20 protein-coding genes and 1 other RNA gene are annotated in these 21802 nt (G+C 42.9%); 12 read left to right on the top strand and 9 right to left on the bottom strand.

Annotation, left to right across the window (positions count from 1 at the left end; translation table 11 throughout):
* Nucleotides 1-11: 11 nt before the first annotated feature.
* From dnaK to grpE, 3 genes are all read right to left on the bottom strand, one after another.
* Nucleotides 12-1925 (bottom strand): molecular chaperone DnaK, encoded by a 1914-nt coding sequence (dnaK, locus tag R8O70_RS07760; RefSeq protein WP_149192387.1) that lies wholly within the window; start codon nt 1923-1925, stop codon nt 12-14.
* 347 nt (nt 1926-2272) lie between these two features.
* On the bottom strand, nt 2273-3547 hold the full coding sequence (locus R8O70_RS07765; protein WP_005381625.1) for a dicarboxylate/amino acid:cation symporter: 1275 nt from the start codon (nt 3545-3547) through the stop codon (nt 2273-2275).
* Nucleotides 3548-3964: 417 nt separating this feature from the next.
* Nucleotides 3965-4561: a nucleotide exchange factor GrpE gene (grpE, locus tag R8O70_RS07770; protein WP_021034134.1), complete on the bottom strand. Its 597-nt coding sequence runs from the start codon at nt 4559-4561 to the stop codon at nt 3965-3967.
* 146 nt (nt 4562-4707) lie between these two features.
* On the opposite strand from grpE, the gene nadK reads away from it, so the two are divergent.
* The 5 genes from nadK (at nt 4708) to bamE (ending at nt 9985) form a co-directional block, all read left to right on the top strand.
* On the top strand, nt 4708-5592 hold the full coding sequence (gene nadK, locus R8O70_RS07775; protein WP_005381631.1) for an NAD(+) kinase: 885 nt from the start codon (nt 4708-4710) through the stop codon (nt 5590-5592).
* Nucleotides 5593-5857: 265 nt separating this feature from the next.
* Nucleotides 5858-7048, top strand: a complete 1191-nt coding sequence (locus tag R8O70_RS07780; protein ID WP_005381632.1) for a DUF3103 domain-containing protein — start codon at nt 5858-5860, stop codon at nt 7046-7048.
* 166 nt (nt 7049-7214) lie between these two features.
* Nucleotides 7215-8879, top strand: coding sequence for a DNA repair protein RecN (gene recN, locus R8O70_RS07785; protein WP_258623767.1), 1665 nt, complete (start codon nt 7215-7217; stop codon nt 8877-8879).
* 21 nt (nt 8880-8900) lie between these two features.
* On the top strand, nt 8901-9383 hold the full coding sequence (locus tag R8O70_RS07790; protein ID WP_258623769.1) for a GNAT family N-acetyltransferase: 483 nt from the start codon (nt 8901-8903) through the stop codon (nt 9381-9383).
* Between the two features lie 242 nt (nt 9384-9625).
* Nucleotides 9626-9985: an outer membrane protein assembly factor BamE gene (gene bamE / locus R8O70_RS07795; protein ID WP_017820585.1), complete on the top strand. Its 360-nt coding sequence runs from the start codon at nt 9626-9628 to the stop codon at nt 9983-9985.
* 102 nt (nt 9986-10087) lie between these two features.
* On the opposite strand, the gene R8O70_RS07800 is transcribed toward bamE, so the two are convergent.
* Nucleotides 10088-10447 (bottom strand): RnfH family protein, encoded by a 360-nt coding sequence (locus R8O70_RS07800; RefSeq protein ID WP_005381640.1) that lies wholly within the window; start codon nt 10445-10447, stop codon nt 10088-10090.
* A complete protein-coding gene (locus tag R8O70_RS07805) occupies nt 10437-10880 on the bottom strand; it encodes an SRPBCC family protein (RefSeq protein ID WP_005381641.1) in 444 nt (147 codons plus the stop codon). The genes R8O70_RS07800 and R8O70_RS07805 overlap by 11 nt, the downstream gene beginning before the upstream one ends.
* A gap of 119 nt (nt 10881-10999) precedes the next feature.
* Between R8O70_RS07805 and smpB the strand changes: the two genes are divergently transcribed.
* The 6 genes from smpB to hsdR all read left to right on the top strand — a co-directional run bounded on the left by smpB (nt 11000) and on the right by hsdR (nt 19176).
* Complete coding sequence (smpB, locus tag R8O70_RS07810; protein WP_005381642.1) at nt 11000-11485, top strand: SsrA-binding protein SmpB; 486 nt, start codon at nt 11000-11002, stop codon at nt 11483-11485.
* Between the two features lie 66 nt (nt 11486-11551).
* Nucleotides 11552-11919: a transfer-messenger RNA gene (ssrA, locus tag R8O70_RS07815) on the top strand.
* A 183-nt stretch (nt 11920-12102) separates the two neighbouring features.
* Nucleotides 12103-13329, top strand: coding sequence for an integrase domain-containing protein (locus R8O70_RS07820; protein WP_025506822.1), 1227 nt, complete (start codon nt 12103-12105; stop codon nt 13327-13329).
* A gap of 398 nt (nt 13330-13727) precedes the next feature.
* Nucleotides 13728-14006 (top strand): helix-turn-helix transcriptional regulator, encoded by a 279-nt coding sequence (locus R8O70_RS07825; RefSeq protein ID WP_025506824.1) that lies wholly within the window; start codon nt 13728-13730, stop codon nt 14004-14006.
* A gap of 137 nt (nt 14007-14143) precedes the next feature.
* Nucleotides 14144-16564 (top strand): DEAD/DEAH box helicase, encoded by a 2421-nt coding sequence (locus R8O70_RS07830; RefSeq protein ID WP_025506825.1) that lies wholly within the window; start codon nt 14144-14146, stop codon nt 16562-16564.
* Nucleotides 16565-16731: 167 nt separating this feature from the next.
* A complete protein-coding gene (hsdR, locus tag R8O70_RS07835) occupies nt 16732-19176 on the top strand; it encodes an EcoAI/FtnUII family type I restriction enzme subunit R (RefSeq protein WP_412034571.1) in 2445 nt (814 codons plus the stop codon).
* A gap of 33 nt (nt 19177-19209) precedes the next feature.
* On the opposite strand, the gene R8O70_RS07840 is transcribed toward hsdR, so the two are convergent.
* From R8O70_RS07840 to R8O70_RS07850, 3 genes are all read right to left on the bottom strand, one after another.
* Nucleotides 19210-19899: a DNA-methyltransferase gene (locus R8O70_RS07840; RefSeq protein WP_069533382.1), complete on the bottom strand. Its 690-nt coding sequence runs from the start codon at nt 19897-19899 to the stop codon at nt 19210-19212.
* Nucleotides 19900-20297: 398 nt separating this feature from the next.
* Nucleotides 20298-20504, bottom strand: a complete 207-nt coding sequence (locus tag R8O70_RS07845; RefSeq protein WP_086587230.1) for a hypothetical protein — start codon at nt 20502-20504, stop codon at nt 20298-20300.
* A 60-nt stretch (nt 20505-20564) separates the two neighbouring features.
* Entirely contained in the window at nt 20565-20939 is a 375-nt protein-coding gene (locus R8O70_RS07850; protein WP_318184117.1) for an elongation factor Ts, read from the bottom strand.
* A gap of 75 nt (nt 20940-21014) precedes the next feature.
* Between R8O70_RS07850 and R8O70_RS07855 the strand changes: the two genes are divergently transcribed.
* Nucleotides 21015-21164 carry a hypothetical protein gene (locus R8O70_RS07855; protein WP_017790133.1) on the top strand — a complete coding sequence of 50 codons (150 nt, stop codon included), beginning with the start codon at nt 21015-21017 and terminating at the stop codon, nt 21162-21164.
* A gap of 167 nt (nt 21165-21331) precedes the next feature.
* Here R8O70_RS07855 and R8O70_RS07860 read toward each other — a convergent pair whose 3' ends face one another.
* Nucleotides 21332-21730 carry a hypothetical protein gene (locus R8O70_RS07860; protein ID WP_318184119.1) on the bottom strand — a complete coding sequence of 133 codons (399 nt, stop codon included), beginning with the start codon at nt 21728-21730 and terminating at the stop codon, nt 21332-21334.
* Between the last annotated feature and the right edge of the window lie 72 nt (nt 21731-21802).

Raw genomic sequence — 21802 nt, forward strand, 5'->3', positions numbered from 1 at the left:
GTTAAGAAATATTATTTCTTGTCGTCTTTAACTTCTTCGAACTCAGCATCTACAACGTCGTCTTCTTTAGACTGTGCACCTGCGTCAGCACCTTGTGCTTGCTGCGCTTGAGCTTGTTGTTGAGCGATTTCCATCAGCTTTTGAGAAGCAGTCATTAGTGCTTGAACTTTAGCATCGATAGCATCTTTGTCTTCGCCTTTACGTGCTGTTTCTAGCTCAGAAATTGCTGCTTCAATCTTCTCTTTCTCTTCTGCAGGTAGCGCTTCACCAGCTTCTTCTACTTGCTTGCGAGTACCGTGAATCATTTGGTCAGCTTGGTTACGTGCAGTCGCTAGCTCTTCGAACTTCTTGTCCGCTTCTTTGTTAGCTTCTGCTTCTTGAACCATTTTCTCGATGTCTTCATCGCTTAGACCGCCAGAAGCTTGGATAGTGATCTTCTGCTCTTTACCAGTCTGCTTGTCTTTCGCAGATACGTGTAGGATACCGTCCGCATCAAGGTCAAACGTAACCTCGATTTGTGGCATACCACGTGGTGCAGGCTGGATGCCTTCTAGGTTAAATTGGCCTAGAGACTTGTTGTACATCGCTTGCTTACGCTCACCTTGTAGAACGTGGATAGTTACCGCGCTCTGGTTGTCTTCCGCTGTAGAGAAAACTTGGTTCGCTTTAGTTGGGATAGTTGTGTTCTTCTCAACTAACTTAGTCATCACGCCACCCATTGTCTCGATACCTAGAGACAGTGGAGTTACGTCTAGTAGTAGTACGTCTTTAACGTCACCAGCAAGTACACCACCTTGAACTGCAGCACCCATTGCTACTGCTTCGTCAGGGTTTACGTCACGGCGCGCTTCTTTACCAAAGAACTCAGCAACTTTCGCTTGAACCATTGGCATACGAGTCTGACCACCAACTAGGATTACGTCAGTGATGTCGTTTACTGATAGGTCAGCGTCAGCTAGAGCTACTTTTAATGGTTCAAGAGAGCGTTGTACTAGGTCTTCAACTAGAGATTCTAGTTTTGCACGAGTCACTTTAATGTTCATGTGCTTAGGACCAGTTGCATCTGCAGTAACGTAAGGTAGGTTTACGTCTGTTTGAGAAGTAGAAGAAAGCTCGATTTTCGCTTTCTCTGCTGCTTCTTTAACACGCTGCATTGCTAGTGGGTCGTTCTTAAGGTTGATGCCTTGCTCTTTGTTGAACTCATCAACCAAGTAGTTGATTAGACGGTTATCAAAGTCTTCACCACCTAGGTGAGTATCACCGTTAGTTGCTAGAACTTCGAATGTTTTCTCGCCTTCAACTTCATCGATTTCGATGATTGAAATATCGAATGTACCACCACCAAGGTCGTATACCGCGATAGTGCGATCGCCGCCTTTCTTATCAAGACCGTAAGCTAGCGCAGCTGCTGTTGGTTCGTTGATGATACGTTTAACTTCTAGACCTGCGATACGGCCAGCATCTTTTGTCGCTTGACGCTGAGCATCGTTAAAGTAAGCAGGTACTGTGATAACTGCGCCAGTTACTTCCTCACCAAGGAAGTCTTCAGCAGTTTTCTTCATTTTCTTAAGAACTTCAGCAGAAACCTGAGGAGCTGCCATTTTTTGGCCTTTCGCTTCTACCCAAGCATCACCGTTGTCAGCCTTAACGATTTTGTAAGGCATGATTTCGATGTCACGCTGAACTTCTTCGTCTTCAAAACGACGACCGATTAGACGCTTAATTGCAAATAGCGTGTTTTCTGGGTTAGTTACTGCTTGACGTTTCGCTGGTTGACCTACTAGCGTCTCACCGTCAGTGTAAGCAATAACCGATGCAGTAGTACGTTCGCCCTCTGCGTTTTCAATTACACGTGGTTTGTCGCCGTCTAATACAGCAACACATGAGTTAGTAGTACCTAAGTCAATACCAATGATTTTACCCATCTGGCTATCTCCGAATAAATTCTATTTTCGTTTGGTTATAACCCCAATGTGGGGGGAGGAGAATCGGGTTTCAACCCTTGCTCACAAACAAAAATAATCAATGTTTGCTTCTCTATGCCACATAGATAAGGGCGGCAAAATGCTTTTCAAGGGCAGAATTAAAAAAAAGCGTCTTTTTTCGAAATTTATGTGTTTCTTTCTGATTAGTTGGGAACTCGTCACACTGCTGTAGCGCAACAAAACGTCATTTCCCAGATAAATTTATTTATGTCCGACTCTTCCTAAATAAAAAACGAGCTCATAAGAGCTCGCTTCAATATTAGGGTTAAAATAAATTATTCAAGGTATTAGGCGTTCGCTTGAGCAGGCTCAGCATCAACCCCTTCTTCTTTACCGATCTCACCTTCTGTTTTTGCAACAATGGTGTTCACTGCCGTGTCGCCGACAACGTTAGATGATGTACAGAACATATCATTAATACGGTCGACCGCTGCAATGATTGCTAAACCTTCAGGTGGTAAACCTAGTTGGTGAAGCAAAACGCCTACCATTACCACGCCGCCCCCAGGAACACCGCCAGCACCAATAGATAACAGAAGAATAGTTAAGCCAAGTGTGAAGATGTCTGCGGTGTTAATTGGCTGGCCAAAAGCGTTCGCAACAAACATCGTTGCTAGAGCAATATAGATAGAAACACCAGACATATTCATCGTTGCGCCCAGTGGTACACCGAAGCCAGCAACCGATTTAGAGACCTGAAGCTTTTCTGTCAGTGTGCGCATCGTTACCGGGATAGTCGCGTTTGAGCTCGCGGTAGATAGAGAGAAAAGAATCTGCTCACGAGTTGCACGTAGGAAAGTCTTTGGAGAAGTTCCTGTCGCAATACTCACTGCCATTGGGTAGAAGAAGAAGATCCAGAACACCAACATCGCAACCACCAAAGCCACGTAACCGGCAACGGACATTAATGTATTGGCGTTTAGCGTTGCACCTAGTTGAATCATTAGTGCGAACACACCATATGGTGCAAGACTCATCACTAATCCAACCAATTTCATCATGATTTCATTTGCCATTTTGAATGTGCGAATAGCTGGGCCACCACGAGAATCCAAAGCTTGAATTGCAAGCCCCGTCAAAATTGCCATAAAGATGATTTGCAGCATGTCGCCGCTAGCAAACGCTTGTACAGGATTGCTAGGAACAATGTTAACAACTAAAGAGAAAATGTCCGGCGTCTCTGTCGTTGTCAGCTGTACAGCCTCAGATACAGTTCCTGCTAGATTAGCGCCCGCTCCTGGCTGGAAGATCAAGCCGACAGTCAAAGCCGCCGTAATCGCAATGATGGTGTTAAGAATGTAAAGGGTAAAAGTTTTTCCACCAAGACGACCAAATGCACTGATGTCTTTCAAGTCAACAATGCCGCATACGATTGAAACGTAAACTAAAGGAACAACAAGCAATTTGATCAGTGAGACGAACATGCCGCCAACACCTTCTGCTGCTCCAAGTAGGTATGTATCAAAAATCGCAATACCGCTAAATAAGTACTGAATTGCTGTCCCCAGCACAAGGCCGGCAAACAAGCCTATAAAAATCTTACTAGAAAGCGATTTATCCATTATAAATCTCCGATATGTTGTGTTTACTATTTACATTTTTGTAGTTATATATGCTCACTTTTAAAGCATTAGTCGCAAATCATACACACCGAAGTTACAAAATAAAGTGATAATTTACATTTTTGTTAACGACATTGTTTTAGAAAAAATGACTATATTTACATTCCTATGCAGAACAAATATTCACACAACGAATGATTACAATCACTTATAGCCCTTTCCGTTAATAAACACGCAGCGAGATGAGAGAAAATCTCCTATAGGAAAATAATTAACCAATAGGAAAAAATATGAAGGGGATCAAATTTTCATTTATCGATATACAACGAAGTTCGATGCAGTCATTTATGTTTAAAACAAAAAAGCGCCCATCAAAAATGATGGGCGCTTTTATATTTAAAAAACAGGTAGTTAAAGTTACTTAGCAACCATTACCATTGCCGGACGAATCACACGACCGTTTAGTTCGTAACCTTTTTGCATAACAAACATAACAGTGTTTGATTCATGATCAGGGCTCTCCTGAATCGACATCGCTTGATGGAACTCTGGATTGAATGCTTCACCTTCAGGGTTGATTGCTTTCAAGCCAAATTTCGCGACAACGTCTACAAACGTTTTATGTGTTAGTTCAACGCCTTCTAGGAACGGCTTCACAGTTTCATTCTCTGTATCTGCCGCTTGAATTGCACGCTCTAGGTTATCAATAACAGGAAGCAGCTCTTCTGCAAACTTGTTCAACGCAAACTTACGTGCTTTATCGATCTCTTGCTCAGTGCGACGACGCATGTTTTCTACTTCAGCTTTAGAACGCAACACCGCATCTTGTTGCTCTTTTACTTTTGCCTCGCTAGACAATAGTGCCGCTTCTAGTTGAGCAATCTTAGCGTCTGTCTCATCACCAAGCTCTTCAAGCTCAGCTTCAACTTCTTGTGCTTCAGCTTCTACTTTTTCAGCCTCTTCGATGATTTGATCAAGCTCTTCTTCTGTAACTTTGTTTTCTTCGTTGCTCATGATATCTCCAGAATTCAACATAATGCCCTTAAAGCCATGCGCGTTTTTGCGGGCTTTAACCACATAAAAATTCGCATATTTAGGTGACTTGCCATTATTATGGGGATGAAGATTCCTGATTCAAGCCTCTTTAATGCGGAAATGCTATGAAAAATCCATGTAACGTGATCGCGATTATCGGAAAACCAAGAGATCAACAAGCAATTCAAACTCATAAAGAGTTGTACCAATGGTTGACCTCTGAGGGCTATAAAGTATTCATTGACGATCGCCTTGCCGCAATACTGGATGATATCCCACAGAGTCAGTTTGCTAGCTTAGTTGAACTAGGAAAAAATGCCGATCTAGCCATTGTGGTTGGTGGCGATGGCAACATGCTAGGTGCAGCAAGAATTTTATCCCGATTTGATGTACCAGTTATAGGCGTGAACCGCGGAAATTTGGGCTTCTTAACTGACTTGAACCCAGACGACTTCCAAGCGTCTCTGCAAGCGGTACTCGACGGTGAGTACATTGAAGAGGAGCGTTTTCTTTTAGAGGCGGAAGTACACCGCCACGGACAAATAAAGAGCCATAACGCTGCGCTAAACGAAGCCGTACTTCACCCAGGGCAAATTGCTCATATGATTGAATTTGAAGTGTATATTGATGAAAGCTTCGCCTTCTCTTTACGGGCCGACGGTTTGATTGTCTCTACTCCGACTGGCTCGACGGCATATTCACTTTCTGGCGGCGGCCCAATTCTTTCTCCTAGCTTGAATGCCATTTCACTCGTGCCAATGTTCCCTCATACATTGTCGAGTCGACCTTTGGTGGTTGATGGAAAACGTCGAATTAAATTGGTGGTATCACCAGAAAACCGTGGAACACAAGAAGTTAGCTGTGATGGACAAGTCTCACTTCCAGTTACCCCTGGCGACGAAATTCACATCTATCAAAGTCCAAATGTACTAAAGCTCATCCATCCAAAAGACTACAGCTACTATCACGTCTTACGGAATAAGCTTGGCTGGTCTAGTAAATTGTTCTAACACTTGTTACTCAGGGCAATAACTTCAATAAAAAAGCCAGCAGCTCAATTGCTACTGGCTTTTGGCTTTCTTAGACAAGAAATAGACACAAAGTAGTGAGGCGACACGATATTTGTCATCATTAAAGAGAAGCTTATAAATTTTGATCCTGTGGGCAAACTTTACACAAAAGATAGAAAAGCAAATTCAATGATCTATGTCCGGTGATATTCTCATCATGAATAGAGTATTAACTCTATTTCATACAATCAATAAAGGACATATTATGAAGAAAACCATCATTCTGTCTGTTCTCAGTACATTAGCACTTATTGGCTGCCAATCAGAGGAAACGCAAGTCAACAGTGTGTCCAACGCAAAAGCGGAAGATATCACTAAGACGAAGCGTGCCCTAGCTCAACAATTGAGTGAGAACTATGCTGCCATTGAACCCATGTTGAGAAGAGATATTACTCCGCAACAGACTAACGTGTCTGTATCAGCATTTGTTAAGCAAAACCCTAACTCAGAGTTCAGCCGCCAGCTTGTACAAGCTGACACTCAAATTCGTAGCTGGAAAGGTATTTCTGAATACTCAGATCAGTTGTTAGAAGTTCGCTTGGCAAATGAAGCCATGATAACAGCATGGCAAAGTGGCGAGGTCGAGCCATTATTTGCATTTGAACCAAGTGGTGATGATGAGAATTGGCAATACATCGAAGCATTTGATGTTTATGGCAACGTCCATCAACTCGATGTTTACCAGCTCCCTGAGGTACCTGTACTTGTCGTTGATAACAATAGCTCTGCAGAGCTAAAAGCAGGCTTGCAAGCTATGCAAGCTGAGATGAAAAAACTCGGTCAACCAGCTTTAGTTCAACCATATATTGCTGATGAACAACGCCAAAATACACCGCTATTGTCAAGTAGCGCAGTAGGCGAAGCGGCTCCAATTCAAACCACGCAGTTGAAAAAGATCCGTCTAGCCGATGACAAAGAACCTTGGATCTCTGGCAAGGCAGAAATCTACGCTATCGTAACGGGCGTCAATCCAAGTCGTGATGAACCTACTCTCGATTTGGTGGAGCTTCCATACTTAGACTACGATAACCAAGATTACTATCCAAATCAGATCATTATTCACTGGTCTCGTTACCGCTGGGGTGCGGCAGACATTGTGCTCATGGAGCAAGATGACGGCACAGACTATAAACAATTGGCAAAACTCCTTGTTCAAGTTGCCGAAGAAGTATTGAAAGCGATTCCAGATCCAGAAGTTCAGGCTTACGCGATTATTCCGCAAATCACGAACAAGATCATCGACACTATCCCCGATGGTGTACTCACGAATGATGATGACTTCGTCGACGTATACTACACTCTAATGCAAGATACTTCATACGTGGATCACCCAGGTGCGGGTGTGAATGCAGTCGTCACACTAGAACCACTAACGATTAACCCAACTCGTCCGTAACCTGTTCAATTTTAATGAGTCGTTGTAATCACATCGGCTCATTTTTCCCACTTCATCACAAAAAAACAGCCTACAAAGAAAATTTTCCTTACCTGACTTTACTGTATAAAGAAACAGTATATACTGTTCTCTTATACAGTATTGTTCAGTTATACAGGTAAATAAAATGCTGGCTCATCTAAGTGTTAATAATTTTGCGATTGTTAAGTCTTTACAACTCGAGCTTTCTAAGGGCATGACCACCATTACAGGTGAAACAGGCGCGGGTAAATCCATTGCTATCGATGCTTTAGGGATCTGCTTAGGCGGACGAGCCGATGCCGGCATGGTGCGACAAGGTGAAGAGAAAACCGAAGTTAGCGCCGCTTTTTTATTGGACAACAACTTACATGCAACACGTTGGTTAGAAGATAACGATCTGCTAGATGGCAGTGAGTGTATTTTGCGTCGTATTATCACAAAAGAAGGCCGCTCAAGAGCCTTCATTAATGGCAGCCCTGTTCCACTATCACAACTCAAATCTCTAGGGCAGCTACTTATCAATATCCATGGGCAGCACGCTCATCATCAATTGATGAAAAGTGAGCACCAAATGGCCATGCTCGACCAATATGCTGGGCATTTAAACCTACTAAAAAGCACACGAAGTGCTTACCAGCATTGGCGTCAGGCGGATAATAACCTCAAGCAGCTAAAAGAAAATAGCCAGCAAAACCAGGCGCAAAAACAGTTGCTTGAATACCAAATCAAAGAACTGAATGAGTTATCGCTAGGTGAAGAAGAATTTGCAGAGCTCGAGCAAGAGCATAAACGACTATCCAACAGTGGTGAACTCGCCACTACCTGTCAGCAAGCCATCGAACTTATTTACGAAGGTGAAGAAGTCAATGCGCTTGGTATTTTGCAATCGGCCAATCACTCCCTAATTCAATTAGCCGAATTAGATGAAAAGCTATCTGAGCTACCTAACATGCTGTCAGAAGCGATGATTCAACTTGAAGAAACGAAGAATGAATTACGCAGCTACTTAGATGGCATCGATGTTGATCCAGCTCGTATGGCTTATGTAGAAGAACGTTTTTCTAAAGTGATGTCTGTAGCTCGTAAACACCACGTAATGCCAGAAGAACTATACCAACATCATCAAGATCTTCTGGCCCAAGTAGAAGCGTTAGATTGCTCCGATGAACGTTTAGATGAGCTTGCTCAAGAAGTAGAACACAAGTACCAAAGCTTTCTAACACAAGCAGAAAAACTGCACAAATCACGCAGCCGTTACGCAAAAGAACTGAACAAACTGATCACACAAAGCATGCACGAATTGAGCATGGAGAAAGCAGTATTCAGTATCGAAGTTAGCAATGACAACACGCACCCATCGCCGCTTGGCATGGACAGCGTGTGCTTCTTAGTATCGACCAACCCGGGACAACCATTACAACCTATAGCAAAAGTTGCGTCAGGCGGTGAGCTATCACGCATCTCTCTAGCGATCCAAGTGATCACCGCTCAGAAAGTAGATACACCAAGTTTAATCTTCGATGAAGTGGACGTAGGTATTAGTGGCCCAACAGCTGCCGTAGTGGGCAAAATGCTACGCAAGCTTGGCGAATCTACTCAGGTATTGTGTGTCACTCACCTCCCTCAAGTTGCCGGATGCGGCCATCAACAAATGTTTGTAGCTAAGCAAACCAAAGCAGGCCAAACCGAAACCCAAATGCACGCATTAGATGAACAACAACGTGTGGCAGAATTAGCTCGCTTACTTGGTGGTAGTCAAATAACCGACTCAACGTTGGCAAACGCAAAAGAACTGCTTATCGCCGCTTAATAAATCGACAAGGGATGAGATATGGATATCAGAGCAATACACAAAACCAACTGCTTAGATCTCATCCCTATTTTTATTGAGTTAGAACATTACTACTTCAAAGAAAAAGCTTCATCAAAACACGATCTGGTCCATTATCTAAAGAACCAAGTTTTCTCTGAACATTCTGGTGTTAATATCATTGCGGTTTACGATAATGATGACGTCGTAGGCTTTGCATCTTATACCGTCATGTTCCCTGCCCCAAAACTCTCAGGGCAGATGTACTTAAAAGATCTGTTCGTATCTTCGAAGGTTCGAGGAAAAGGGGTTGGTCTCAAGTTAATGAAGTATCTGGCATCTTTGGCGATCAAGTGTGGATGCCAAAGGTTGGACTGGACAGCTGAAAGTAGTAACCCTACCGCAGGTCAGTTTTACCGCTCAATTGGTGCAACACTAATTCATGAAAAAGAGTATTATCGTTTTTCAGGTGATGCATTACGCGAATTCGCCAAAACCGACTAACGAGTCACTAGGCTTTGCTCACCGCTGAAAGCGTCCATCACCCTACTTCCGATTGAAATTTGCTCTTCGTCACCTAACTAATACGTCATGTGGTGACATTTACCGCCTAATATCGGTGAATAAATGCAACTCAACTCAAAATTCGTTGTCAGATTGTCTACCATACGACGCATAGCTTTTTACATCTGCGTCGAGCTTGTTTATTATCAGCGCAGTATTTTAAAGGTTACTAAGAAATTATTATGCAATTAAAGAAGTGGTTAGTTGCCGTACCATTAGCAATGACATTGCTGACAGGATGTTCGGTATTGGAAAGACTGGTTTATCGTATTGATATCAACCAAGGCAACTATGTAGAACAAAGTGCGGTTGATAAATTAAAGTTTGGGATGACTAAAGCACAGGTTCGCTTCGTATTAGGGTCGCCAATGCTTATTGAAAACGGCTATCCAAACACTTGGTATTACATCTATCATCATACTCCTGGCCATGGCGAACCAGTACAGAAAGATCTGATTGTAAACTTTAATGACCAAGGCACACTCGCAGACATCAGTGGTGACTTTCCAAAAAGTGACGCATTTTACGAGCAAATTCAGTAAACTGACTTTTGCAAAAAAACCTCCCGTTTGGGAGGTTTTTTATTATTATAGAAATCACGTTAGTCAAACTTTGAGTAACTCACATGAGCTATTGGGTTTATATTAATCCTGCTTATTTTTACGTACAGAACTAGGCTTGCCACCGGTGACTGGGTCTGCACTCCCCTCGGCTTTAGCCTGCTCCGCCCGTTTACGGCGAATCTCTTTCGGATCGGCGAGTAACGGACGATAAATCTCTATTCGATCTCGATCTCGAACGGTCGCATCTAACTTCACGTTACGACTAAACACACCCACTTTGTTCTTGGACAAATCAATTTCAGGGTACAACTCCAATACACCGGATTGTCGAATGATCTCTTCTACCGTTGCGTGATTATTTACCACTAAGTTAAATACACGCTGTTCATGAGGAAGAGCATAGACAACCTCAACGTGAATCATATCTGACTCAATACTCATAACACTCGTAGACCTGTTTTGCGCGTTTAGTAAATGCATTTACCATATTACTAGTAAGCTCGTTAAAAATCTTACCGAAGGCCATCTCAATCATTTTACTTGAGAATTCAAACTCAAGCTTTAGTTCAACCTTGCAAGCTTGCTCATCTAGCGCGGTAAAAATCCAACCACCACGCAACGTCTTAAACGGGCCATCCACCAAGTTCATCATAATTGCCTGACCGGGGATCAACTCATTTGAAGTCGTAAACGTTTTGCTGATTCCAGCCTTCGCCACATCGACAGAAGCCACCATACCATTCCCCGAAGACTCAATGATTCTAGAGCCCGAGCAACCAGGCAGAAATTCAGGGTATTTAGCAACATCATTAACCAGATTGAACATCTGTTCGGCGCTAAAAGACACAAGCGCAGAACGGCTGACTTGCTTCATACATACTCCTATCGATACATGTACAGATTTAAAGCTACTCGCCAATTTTACTTTTATTCCACGATTGCGCAAATAAAAGGATTTCCTATCCGATATCCAACCCGTATAATGACGCTATTATGGCAAAGAAAAAAACGAAACAAAAAGCGGGTAGCAATACTATCGCGCTGAATAAAAAAGCTCGCCACGAGTATTTCATCGATGATGAAATCGAAGCTGGCTTGGAGCTCCAAGGTTGGGAAGTGAAAGCCCTTCGCCAAGGTAAAGCCAATATTTCTGAAAGTTACGTATTTATGCGTGACGGTGAAGCCTTTGTGAGTGGCATGACAATCACTCCTTTAAATCAGGCATCGACACACGTTGTGGCGAATCCCACACGTGTGCGTAAACTACTAATGAGTCGTCGTGAACTGGATAACCTATTCGGACGTGTAAACCGTGAAGGTATGACATTAACGGCCCTCTCACTGTACTGGTCTCGCTCTTGGGTGAAACTAAAAATTGGCGTAGCAAAAGGTAAAAAGCTGCACGATAAACGTACGGATCTAAAAGAAAAAGACTGGGCAAGAGAAAAAGCACGCGTAATGAAGAGCGCGCTGCGTTAATCTTGACCACTTAAACGCATAGTACTGGACAGCCAATGCTTTTCTGTTACTATGCGAATATTACCTGGGGCTGATTTAGGATTCGACGGGAATTCAGAAGTCTGAGGTGCATGCCGAGGTGCGGTAGGCCTCGTTAACAAACCGCAAAAAAATAGTCGCAAACGACGAAAACTACGCACTAGCAGCTTAATAACCTGCTAAGAGCTCTCTCGCCCTAGCTTCCGCACGTAAGACGGGGAATAACGAGGGATCAAACCCAAACGCGCTAGCCCGGATTCTCCCGCCTGAGAGATGAACGGCGAATTTTAATTCAGGCTAGTCATTCATTAGCGTGTCGGTTCGCAGGTGGGTGGCGAAATTAAAGATCGACTAAGCATGTAGTACCAATGATGAACGGTTTTCGGACGCGGGTTCAACTCCCGCCAGCTCCACCAATCACTAGTAACGGGACGTCTCAGGACGTCCCGTTTTCTTTTCTAAACCCTTGTCCTATCTAGCTTTAAGTGGTTCAGGGCGTCTCATCGAGATTCACTTAATCTCAGTCATTTAGTAACATTCTGCGTAACACTAACCAATAACAACACAAATTAGTGTTACATCAGAAAGGAACTATTAAAATGGCTAAGCAAATCAAGCCCTTATCACCGACTCAAGTAACCAAAGCTAAGCCCTTAGAGAAAGAATATTCGCTTGCCGATGGCAATGGTCTGTACTTACGTGTAAAGCCCAATGGCGCAAAACTTTGGATTTTCAACTATATCCATCCAACTACTAAAAAACGTAAGAACATCAGTCTTGGTGCATTTCCTGACATCACTCTCGCGTCCGCGAGAGAAAAAACAAGAGACATGCGACAGTTGGTAGCAGAGGGTGTAGATCCTAAGACTCACAGAGATAACCAACGTTTTAATACTCAGATAGCACAGTCTCACACATTAAGAGCTGTCGCTGAAGAATGGTTTGAAGTGAAGAAGCATGATGTATCAGATGATTATGCAGATGACATTTGGCGCTCTCTTGAGCTTCATATTTTCCCTAACTTAGGAAATATGCCAGTTAGCGAATTAAGTGCTCCAACAGTGATTCAAACATTACGGCCTTGTGAAGCGAAAGGAGCTTTAGAAACAGTAAGACGCGTCTGTCAGCGCTTGAACGAGATTATGACGTATGCACATCACTGCGGCAAAGTTGAAGTCAATCGGCTCGAAAAAATCTCGAAAGCTTTCAAAAAGCCAAAAGCTGAACACATGCTTACGATAAAGCCTGATGAGCTAAATATTCTTATGCAAAAAATGTCATTGGCAAATATCAAGCTTACTACTCGTTGTGCCTTTGAGTTTCAGCTTCACACGCTAACTCGCCCAAATGAGTGCACTAGAGCCGAATGGAATGAGATAGATTTCGAAAACAGGCTTTGGATCATTGGTCGAGATAAAATGAAAATGAAACGTGACCATAAGATCCCTCTTTCAGACGCTGCATTACAGCTATTGAACTTTATGAAGCCTATATCATTCGGTCAACGATATGTTTTCCCAAGCGCTAGCTCAGCAGACAAACACATGAACAGTCAAAGTATCAACGCCGCAATGAAACGTGCAGGTATGGCAGGAAAGCTGGTGAGCCATGGTATACGCTCAATCGGCAGTACAGCGCTCAACGAACAGGGCTTCAACAAAGATGCTATTGAGCTGTGTCTAGCACACGTAGACAAGAACACGATTCGTGACATCTACAACAATGCTGAGTACCTTCAGGAGCGTCGTAAGATAATGGAATGGTGGAGCAACTTCATACTTGATGCTTCTAAAAACACCAACACAATAGCAAAACCATCAAAATAAGTGATACAAATCACACTTTCAATAAGATGCGGGTGTTTTTGTATTGACGATGAGAATCACCCGCATTATTTTAAATCGCGTCTAAATATTTAATTTTTACATAGGAAACAGACATTTAAAGTCCGCTCCGCGGCAACAGCCTTATGCTCGTTAAACTTCGGTTTAACTATTTTTTATTGTTTTAGCACTAACTTAATTTTCTGAGTCTTTTTTTAAGACTTCTTTATTTTATTACATACACAACACCTTCCCTCCTGTTGCGAAGGGTGAGGCTGTTACCAACATAAAGGTTTCAGTCCTAGGTTATTATTACTTTGCTGAAGTTAAATTTCAGTGGATCAGTGTAAGTATTAGAATATGAAGGCGGTGCTAGACATGAATTAACATAGGTTATCGTTATGTCTGTAAATACAACTCCTCTTCTAAAAATCGTACGTAAATCTGACGTTCTACAACGCGTACCCTTCTCAAGAGCGACTCTCCACCGCAAAATTAACGATGGAACATTTCCACCTTCAATTCCCCTTGGTGCAAACTCTGTTGGTTTCTTGTCTCATGAGGTCGATGCCATTATCGCAGCCATGGCACTAGGCAAAGATCTACATCAAACCGTTTCTCATCTTGTTGAGCAAAGACAGTCTCTTTTCGACAACAGTCTCTATGCACTAGCCGCATAACTAAAAACTCTCACTAAGCACAAATAAATCAATTGTTTACTGCATGCTTTAGCATGCTGGTAAAAGTGCAGAGTTCTTTAGTTATATATATTACTTAGAAACTTTGCACTTTTACGTTCTACTAGGAATAAGAATAAATGAACGTTATCGCGCAATCTCAAGCCTCAGAACATACACTGGTTCGTTCAACAGAGTCCTGCTCAGTCGCTATTCTTAGCGGCGAGTCTCTAAGCTTCGATCATGACAAGTACAGGGTCGTTGCTGTTCGCAACGACAAAAACAACCTGGCTGAAGTTATCCGCTATTACCGTGATGCTGGCTTCAATAGCATCAAGTTAATCATTGATTCAAAAAAGCTCCCTGATCAAGCTGTAGATTTCATGATGATTAATTATCGCCATGCTAGGTGTGATCTTTATGATTTAGCGTCAAAGCGACTCTACTGTCTGAAAGACTACAACGATACAATCCAGTATCTATCTCTTTGCTATCAGTTGACGAATTGCGGCATGCGGGGTGACGAAATCATTGACTGGCTAGCTAAAAAACTAGTCCGTACAATTCCTCTGATCTGTTCCGATGCTAAATCATGCTTGAGAACTTACCGTTTCTGTCTTCACAAAGACAATAATTTCCTAAGCAAAGTTTTAGATTGCCTTGAACTACAGCTACACCACTATCATTCGTCAGTTCAAGATTTTATGAAGCTTAGAACGCCGACGAAAACAATCCGTACTTCAACTCTCGACTGTCCAGAAGTGTGTGAAGCGCTAGCCAATGAGCGAACCCTTGCGATTAAATCTGCAACAGGGACTGGTAAAACGAAACACGTCTTTGGCCCTATTACTCAGCTAGCTGAGCAAAACAATAAATCCGTGGTATATCTTTCTCACCTGATGGCTTTAGTAGAACAATACTGCATTCAAAATCATGCGGTCAGCTATACCACTCAAAACTTAACTCAGCTTGAACAGTCGAAAGCGATGGGATTAGTCGTCAATAGTGTGTGGAAAGCACATATCCAAGCATATTGCCACAATGCTGATACCTTGATTATTGATGAGTTTGAGAAAGTAATTTCAACTGTCGTGTGTTCGGAGCATTCACTACAAATGCCTAAACAACGCGTCTTTCATTGCTTGTCTGAGATTATTCGCTCCATTCCACAAGTCATTGTGGGCGATGCTGATCTTTCCGATATTAGTTTAGGCTTCTTGAAGGATTTACGAGGTGACGTGACTTTAATCCAGTGCGACAAAAACCCATATCTGGGAATTGAAGCAGTTATCACAGATAAAAATCAGTATCTTTATAGTCAGGATGATCTCAAGTCCAAATTGTTGGAGGACAAGGTGTTTCTCTTTGACTCGCTAGTGACACTTCGAGGAGTAGTTAAACAACTTGGTTATGAGGACAAACAAGGTTTAGATAGTGAGACTGCGGCTCTAAACGACGGTGTGCTAGTCATTCACGGGGAGAATAAAGGAATGGACGCACAACGTGCTTTTCTGGCTAACCCGAATGAAGAAATCTCCAAATACAAAGCGATTATCGCTTCTCCCTGTCTAGGGTCAGGCTTCTCAATCGTCAAAAACTTTGCCAATAGAGTTGTCGTATTCTGTGACAAAACACTAAATCCATTTGAACTAGTTAACTTCGCACGTCGATTCCGTAAAGCAAAGGAGATTTGTTTCACCGTAGATGCCCATCAAGACTTCTTCTGCCGCCCGACAAGGGCAAGAGTCTACAATGCGAATATTCACTCAGCGCCAACAGACCACCTAGAGATTGCATTCGGTAACGTGAAATCACAGTTCACCGCACCTCTGGGGCTACATCTATGGCTAACATTGAAGGAACTCGGCTTTCATGTTGATCCGCTACCATCCTCAGTGTACTCACAGAGCTGTGGGTCTAAAACGAACAAGCAATATTTAAAAGCTTACAGAGAGGCGTTGGTCAACGCCATTATGCAATCTGTCGATTTAACCCAGCATGACGTGAAGCGGCTTATGATGGCTGATAAGCGCACAGCCAGTGACAACGCAGCCATCTCGAAGCATACAATCAAAAGCTACTATCATTTGACTGAAGTCACGAAAGAGGATGTCGAGTTTCATTTCCTGTTTTCTAAGAACAGAAAGCTCTTCGACAAGCTATTTTCTGTTCCAGCGCCAAACGAAGATAACAGCAAGTACTCAACATATCGCCGCTTGGCGAATTTAATCAATGAGGGTCTGTTCAACGGACACCAGCTTAATTCTCAATCACCTTCTATCATGATCCATAGGGAGCAGATTTTGGGGTTTGTTAATCTGATGATCGAAAATCGGGACTTAGTCAATTGGACACTGCACAAAGATACTCACATCCCACTATCACTCAACGAAAACAGCACGACAAATAAAAAGATGCTGTATTTTGGGCAACTCATGAAGTCTCTGGGTTTTGAAATCGGTAGATTTAGCGGAACAACAAATAAAGCGAAAATCTCTCTGACTCAAAGGGCGCGTAGCTACACTAGATTAAGTACCGAGTCTCTAGATATCGTTGCTTAACTGACTTCCCGTTATGCTATTGCATAACGGGATAACTATTTCCACGAATAGCATCTGGTATTTCATGCATACCGTTACCCACTTCACTGATAAGTCAGTATCTTTTCTGCTTTTATGCATCCTTTGGTATAGTCATGAAATGCATTTGTACTGAGCTGGCTAATCGCATGGAATCGACAATCAATAAATCAAAGCTATCTGAAACCGACATCATCACGAAATTCATTCTTCCTGCTATCAAAGATGCGGGGTGGGATGATATGTCTCAAATCCGTCAAGAGGTAAAACTGCGTGACGGTAAGGTCATTGTTCGTGGTCAGGCAGCGGCGAGGAAAAAGGTTAAGTCTGCGGACATCGTCCTTTACCACAAACCGAGTATGCCTCTAGCCGTTGTCGAAGCAAAAGCGAATAAGCATGAAATCGGCAAAGGTATGCAACAAGGTCTAGATTACGCCAGCTTACTTGAAGTCCCTTTTGTCTTTGCCTCAAATGGCGACGGTTTTATCTTCCACGACAAAACCAACCCAGCTCAACTCGAAACTGAAATTCGACTTGAAGACTTCCCGACACCTCAGCAACTGTGGGACAAGTACTGCGTTTGGAAAGGCTATAAAACCGAGCACCTTCCAGTTATTACTCAAGATTACCATGATGATGGTAGCGGTAAGTCTCCGCGCTACTATCAGCTACAGGCGATAAACAAAACTGTGGAAGCGGTCGCAGCAGGACAAAACCGTGTACTCTTGGTTATGGCAACAGGTACGGGTAAAACTTACACTGCATTCCAGATTATTTGGCGACTGTGGAAGTCCCGAGCCAAAAAACGCATCCTGTTTTTGGCGGACAGAAACGTTCTGGTCGATCAAACTAAGAGGAACGATTTCCAGCCGTTTGGCCCCGCTATGACCAAAGTCACTGGTCGAACAGTCGATCCCGCTTACGAAATCCACCTAGCTCTGTATCAAGCTTTGACTGGCCCAGAAGAGCACCAAAAAGCATACAAACAGGTCGATCCTGATTTCTTTGATCTTATTGTCGTTGACGAGTGCCATCGTGGCAGTGCCGCTGAGGACAGTGCATGGCGCGAGATTCTTGAGTATTTCGGTTCAGCGACTCAAATAGGGCTAACCGCGACACCGAAAGAAACCGATATCGTGTCTAACACCGAGTACTTTGGCGATGCCATTTATACCTACTCTCTAAAGCAAGGTATTGAAGACGGTTTCTTAGCCCCTTACAAAGTTGTGCGTGTAGATATCGATGTAGATTTACAAGGTTGGCGACCAACCAAAGGACAAGTCGATAAACATGGTGAAGTCATCGAAGACAGAATCTATAACCAGAAAGACTTCGACAGAACTATGGTCATTGATGAGCGAACAGAACTGGTTGCACAGACCATCACCAGCTACCTCAAGCGCACCGACCCGATGGCGAAAACTATTGTTTTCTGCAATGACATTGACCATGCAGAACGTATGCGACGAGCACTAATCAACTGCAACCCTGAGCAAGTTGCTAAAAATGAAAAATACGTAATGAAAATTACTGGTGATGATGAAATCGGCAAAGCTCAGCTTGATAACTTCATCAGCCCCAAAAAGGCTTACCCTGTTATCGCAACCACCTCAGAACTTATGACAACAGGTGTCGATGCAAAAACTTGCAAACTGGTTGTTCTTGACCAGGGCATTCAGTCGATGACCAAGTTTAAGCAGATTATCGGTCGCGGTACTCGTATCGATGATCGTTACGGAAAGCTATGGTTTACCATTCTTGACTTCAAAAAGGCGACTGAACTGTTCGCTGATGAGCGCTTTGATGGTGTCCCCGAGCGAGTTAAAGAAACAAGACCCGAAGACTTCGAAACCGATGAAGGACTCGATGAGATCATCGATGGTGAGGATGAACTTGAACAACATAATCCATTTGAAGGGGAAGATATCGACCCTGAAAGCATCCATGAACCAGAAGCTCCATACGACTCAGGTTCATCTCCTTCTGACGGTGGCAATTCCGATGATGATTGGCAGGATGAAAACCGAGTTAGAAAGTTCCATGTCAACGGTGTGACGGTGAAAGCCATTGCCGAACGTGTTCAATACTACGATGCCGACGGTAAACTCGTAACCGAATCGTTCAAAGACTATACCCGCAAGACGATGGCAAAACAGTTCACCTCAATGGATGACTTTGTTAAGCGCTGGCAAGATGCCGATAAAAAGCAAGCAATCATTGATGAACTGGCAGAGGAAGGTATTATCTGGGAAGCGTTAGAGCTGGAAGTAGGCAAAGATCTCGACCCATTCGACATGATTTGTCATGTCGTGTATGACCAACCAGCACTCACCAGAAAAGAACGCGCTGACAACGTCAAAAAGCGCAACTACTTCACTAAGTACGGTGAAACGGCTCAGCAGGTGTTGAACAACCTACTGAACAAGTACGCAGACGAAGGCGTTCAAGAGATTGAGAATATTCATGTACTCAAAGTTAAGCCTTTTGACGAGATGGGACGCCCTGCTGAAATCGTCAAAAAGTGCTTTGGCGGAAAAGAGCAATACTTAGAAGCGATTTCTGAACTGGAAGCTGAAATTTATCAATCAGCCTAATCCCCACAACCCCACATTGCTACTCGGCTACCTTCAGGTAGCCGTTAACTGTATTCGCCTTTTAGGTTCCAAATCCGAACGCTGACGAATATGCTCATGGGCAGACGAGGAAATATCGTTTCCTTTGCACTGACGATTCAAGTTCTTAGCTGCAACCAAGGTCGAGCCAGAGCCAAAAAACGGATCAACAACTAGCTCGCCTTCTCTGCTACTTTGAGCGACCAGAACTTCCAAGAGACTTACTGGCTTTTCAGTTGGATACCCTCTATAGACCCGTTTATGAGTCAATATGTCAGGTATGCTCAAATCATTAAGCTTCCTCTTGCCCTTTTCAAAAAACAGTATGTATTCGTGTCGAGCACGGTAATGGTAACCCATACCAATACTAACCTTATCCCAAATAATTGGTTTCCAGAATTTAAAACCGACTTTTTCCGCAATCGGTTTAATAACGAACATCGTTTCTTGATCGCAGAAAAGATAGAAATGCGCATTCTTCTTGAGCACACGATAAACTTCGCGCAGTAGCTCTTCAAATCTTGCATTTGGGAATATCTCAAACCATTGATTGCTTGAGGACTTACTGACTTTAAGTCTTGTTGTCGTACCGATCTTTCGGTGTTTCTCTAGAGATTCATAAGGTGGATCTGTTATTAGCAAATCAACGCTCGCAGAATCGAGCATTGATAGCCAGTTTACTGCATCATCTTGGGATAAATTCATTCGATTCCTAAACAAGACTACTGCACGTTTTTCCATTCATATATGTATGAGATAGCTCACCTTTATTTAGGCGGCGACAATCGATACAGTAGCTCTGGTAGCCTTCGGGGTTCCTAGCCGTCACTCTAGCAGGAGTTTTGCCAAAGGACGATGGATAGGGATGAAAAACATGCTCTCCTCCATTCGCATCGGAACAATGAGGGCAGGACTTAAATTTTTGGCCCGTGTGGGGATCTCTCTTGTGTATCATTCCTACGTTCAAACGTTTGTTACAACAACTGCAAGTCATGCAAAGCACCTCTTTAAGTATCATAGACGCTTTATGATACGGGCTGCTTATAAATCAAACAGTGAGGAAAGCAACAAAGTTCGTTTTAGCTGCATAGCAAGGTAACTTTCTAGTCCTTACAAATTAGCATCCGCTTGGTTTCCTCGATAGAGATAAGACCCCAGCCTAAATTCTCATTAATTACGATCAGTTTTGTATCAGGCAAAACGCTCATTGCTTCATCTATAGCCAACTTTAATGAGTCGAAATCAAGGCTCATAGCTCGAAGATCCGTTCTCTCTTTTCCCATAACATCGTACCAATGCCCCTTGTACATAGCGTCCCCCGAATATTCCCCACCTAAAACAATTTCATAACTTGCACATTATTTAACATATTAAGCATCTATGCATTCATTTTCATTATCTAGTGTGTTGGAGATCTCGGAAAGCCCATCTATAAGGCATTGATTTAAACATGTGTGTCCTACGTATTTAGGCACAACAACTCCCAATCCCAAAGCAATAAACTCTGGGTGTTCTGATACGATTTTTACGTACCGTTCTAGCCTATCTTCTGGTGTAGAAGGACGTCGAAGTTGCTTTTTTAACGTCTGTTGAAATTTGCTCACAGCCTCGGGATCTACATCATGAAGCTCCTCATACTCAGAGCAATAAAGCTCTTCATATAATACATCGGCCAGTTGCTTATGGCTCCAACCTAACGCATCCATCATGGTTCGAATTTGATTTTGTTTTTGGGCTGTCCCCATTTGTCCCTACCCTACTAGTTACTATGCAATGGTCTCAGCGGAGACAAGCATTCAATTAATGAAAAGGAAAATACTATGTCTAAAAACAAAGCACCAATGACTCCTGAAGCCGCTGCTCGTATTCAAGCGAATCAAGCAAAACAGAATGGCGGACAAGTCTCTAAAGATTCATTCGCGGCTCGCGCTCAACGCGCTGCTGCCAACAACCAAAAACAAGGTAAATAGGAGGAACCATCATGGCAAAACCAAGTTCTGCACCAAAGACTGCGCCGAAAGGTAATCCAAACTACCCAAGCACAACTGGCAAGCCTTCAGGCAAAGGTCGAGGCAACACACCTAAACGCTAAGCACATTAGATATAAATGAGGCAGTCTAGCTGCCTCATTTTTCTATTATGAACAACGTCTCGCATTCAGCTTGAAGTTACTCAAAAACAAGTTTTGATCAGATTTGTAATCGGAATACGGCACAGACTTTTCCGTTTGTGAAAGAGCGCATAAACACGTTTCTCGCTTACTCTCATACCAACTCACCGACACCATATTTTTTGACGAGTTTATGCAGGTATCAACGATGGCATACTCTACTTCTAATGGGTAACGCTCTTCATCAAAAGCACCATTCACCTTATAACCACCAACCACGCCCACGACCAATGCCGTACTGGCAGACACCAGTTTCCGTTTACTAAATTTAAAGCCTTTGAAGCTTTTTTCACACTTCTCACACGAGATATGCTCTGCATATTCAATGACATTGTCAGTGTGACAATGGGGACACTCAACCTTCATTTTCTAGACAACCTGGTTATATTTTTTATTGTTTCATTTATATCACTGATTCATTATTAAACCACAATTACA

This window comes from Vibrio sp. 779(2023), from assembly GCF_033344285.1.
In the GTDB taxonomy this organism is placed as follows: domain Bacteria; phylum Pseudomonadota; class Gammaproteobacteria; order Enterobacterales; family Vibrionaceae; genus Vibrio; species Vibrio alginolyticus.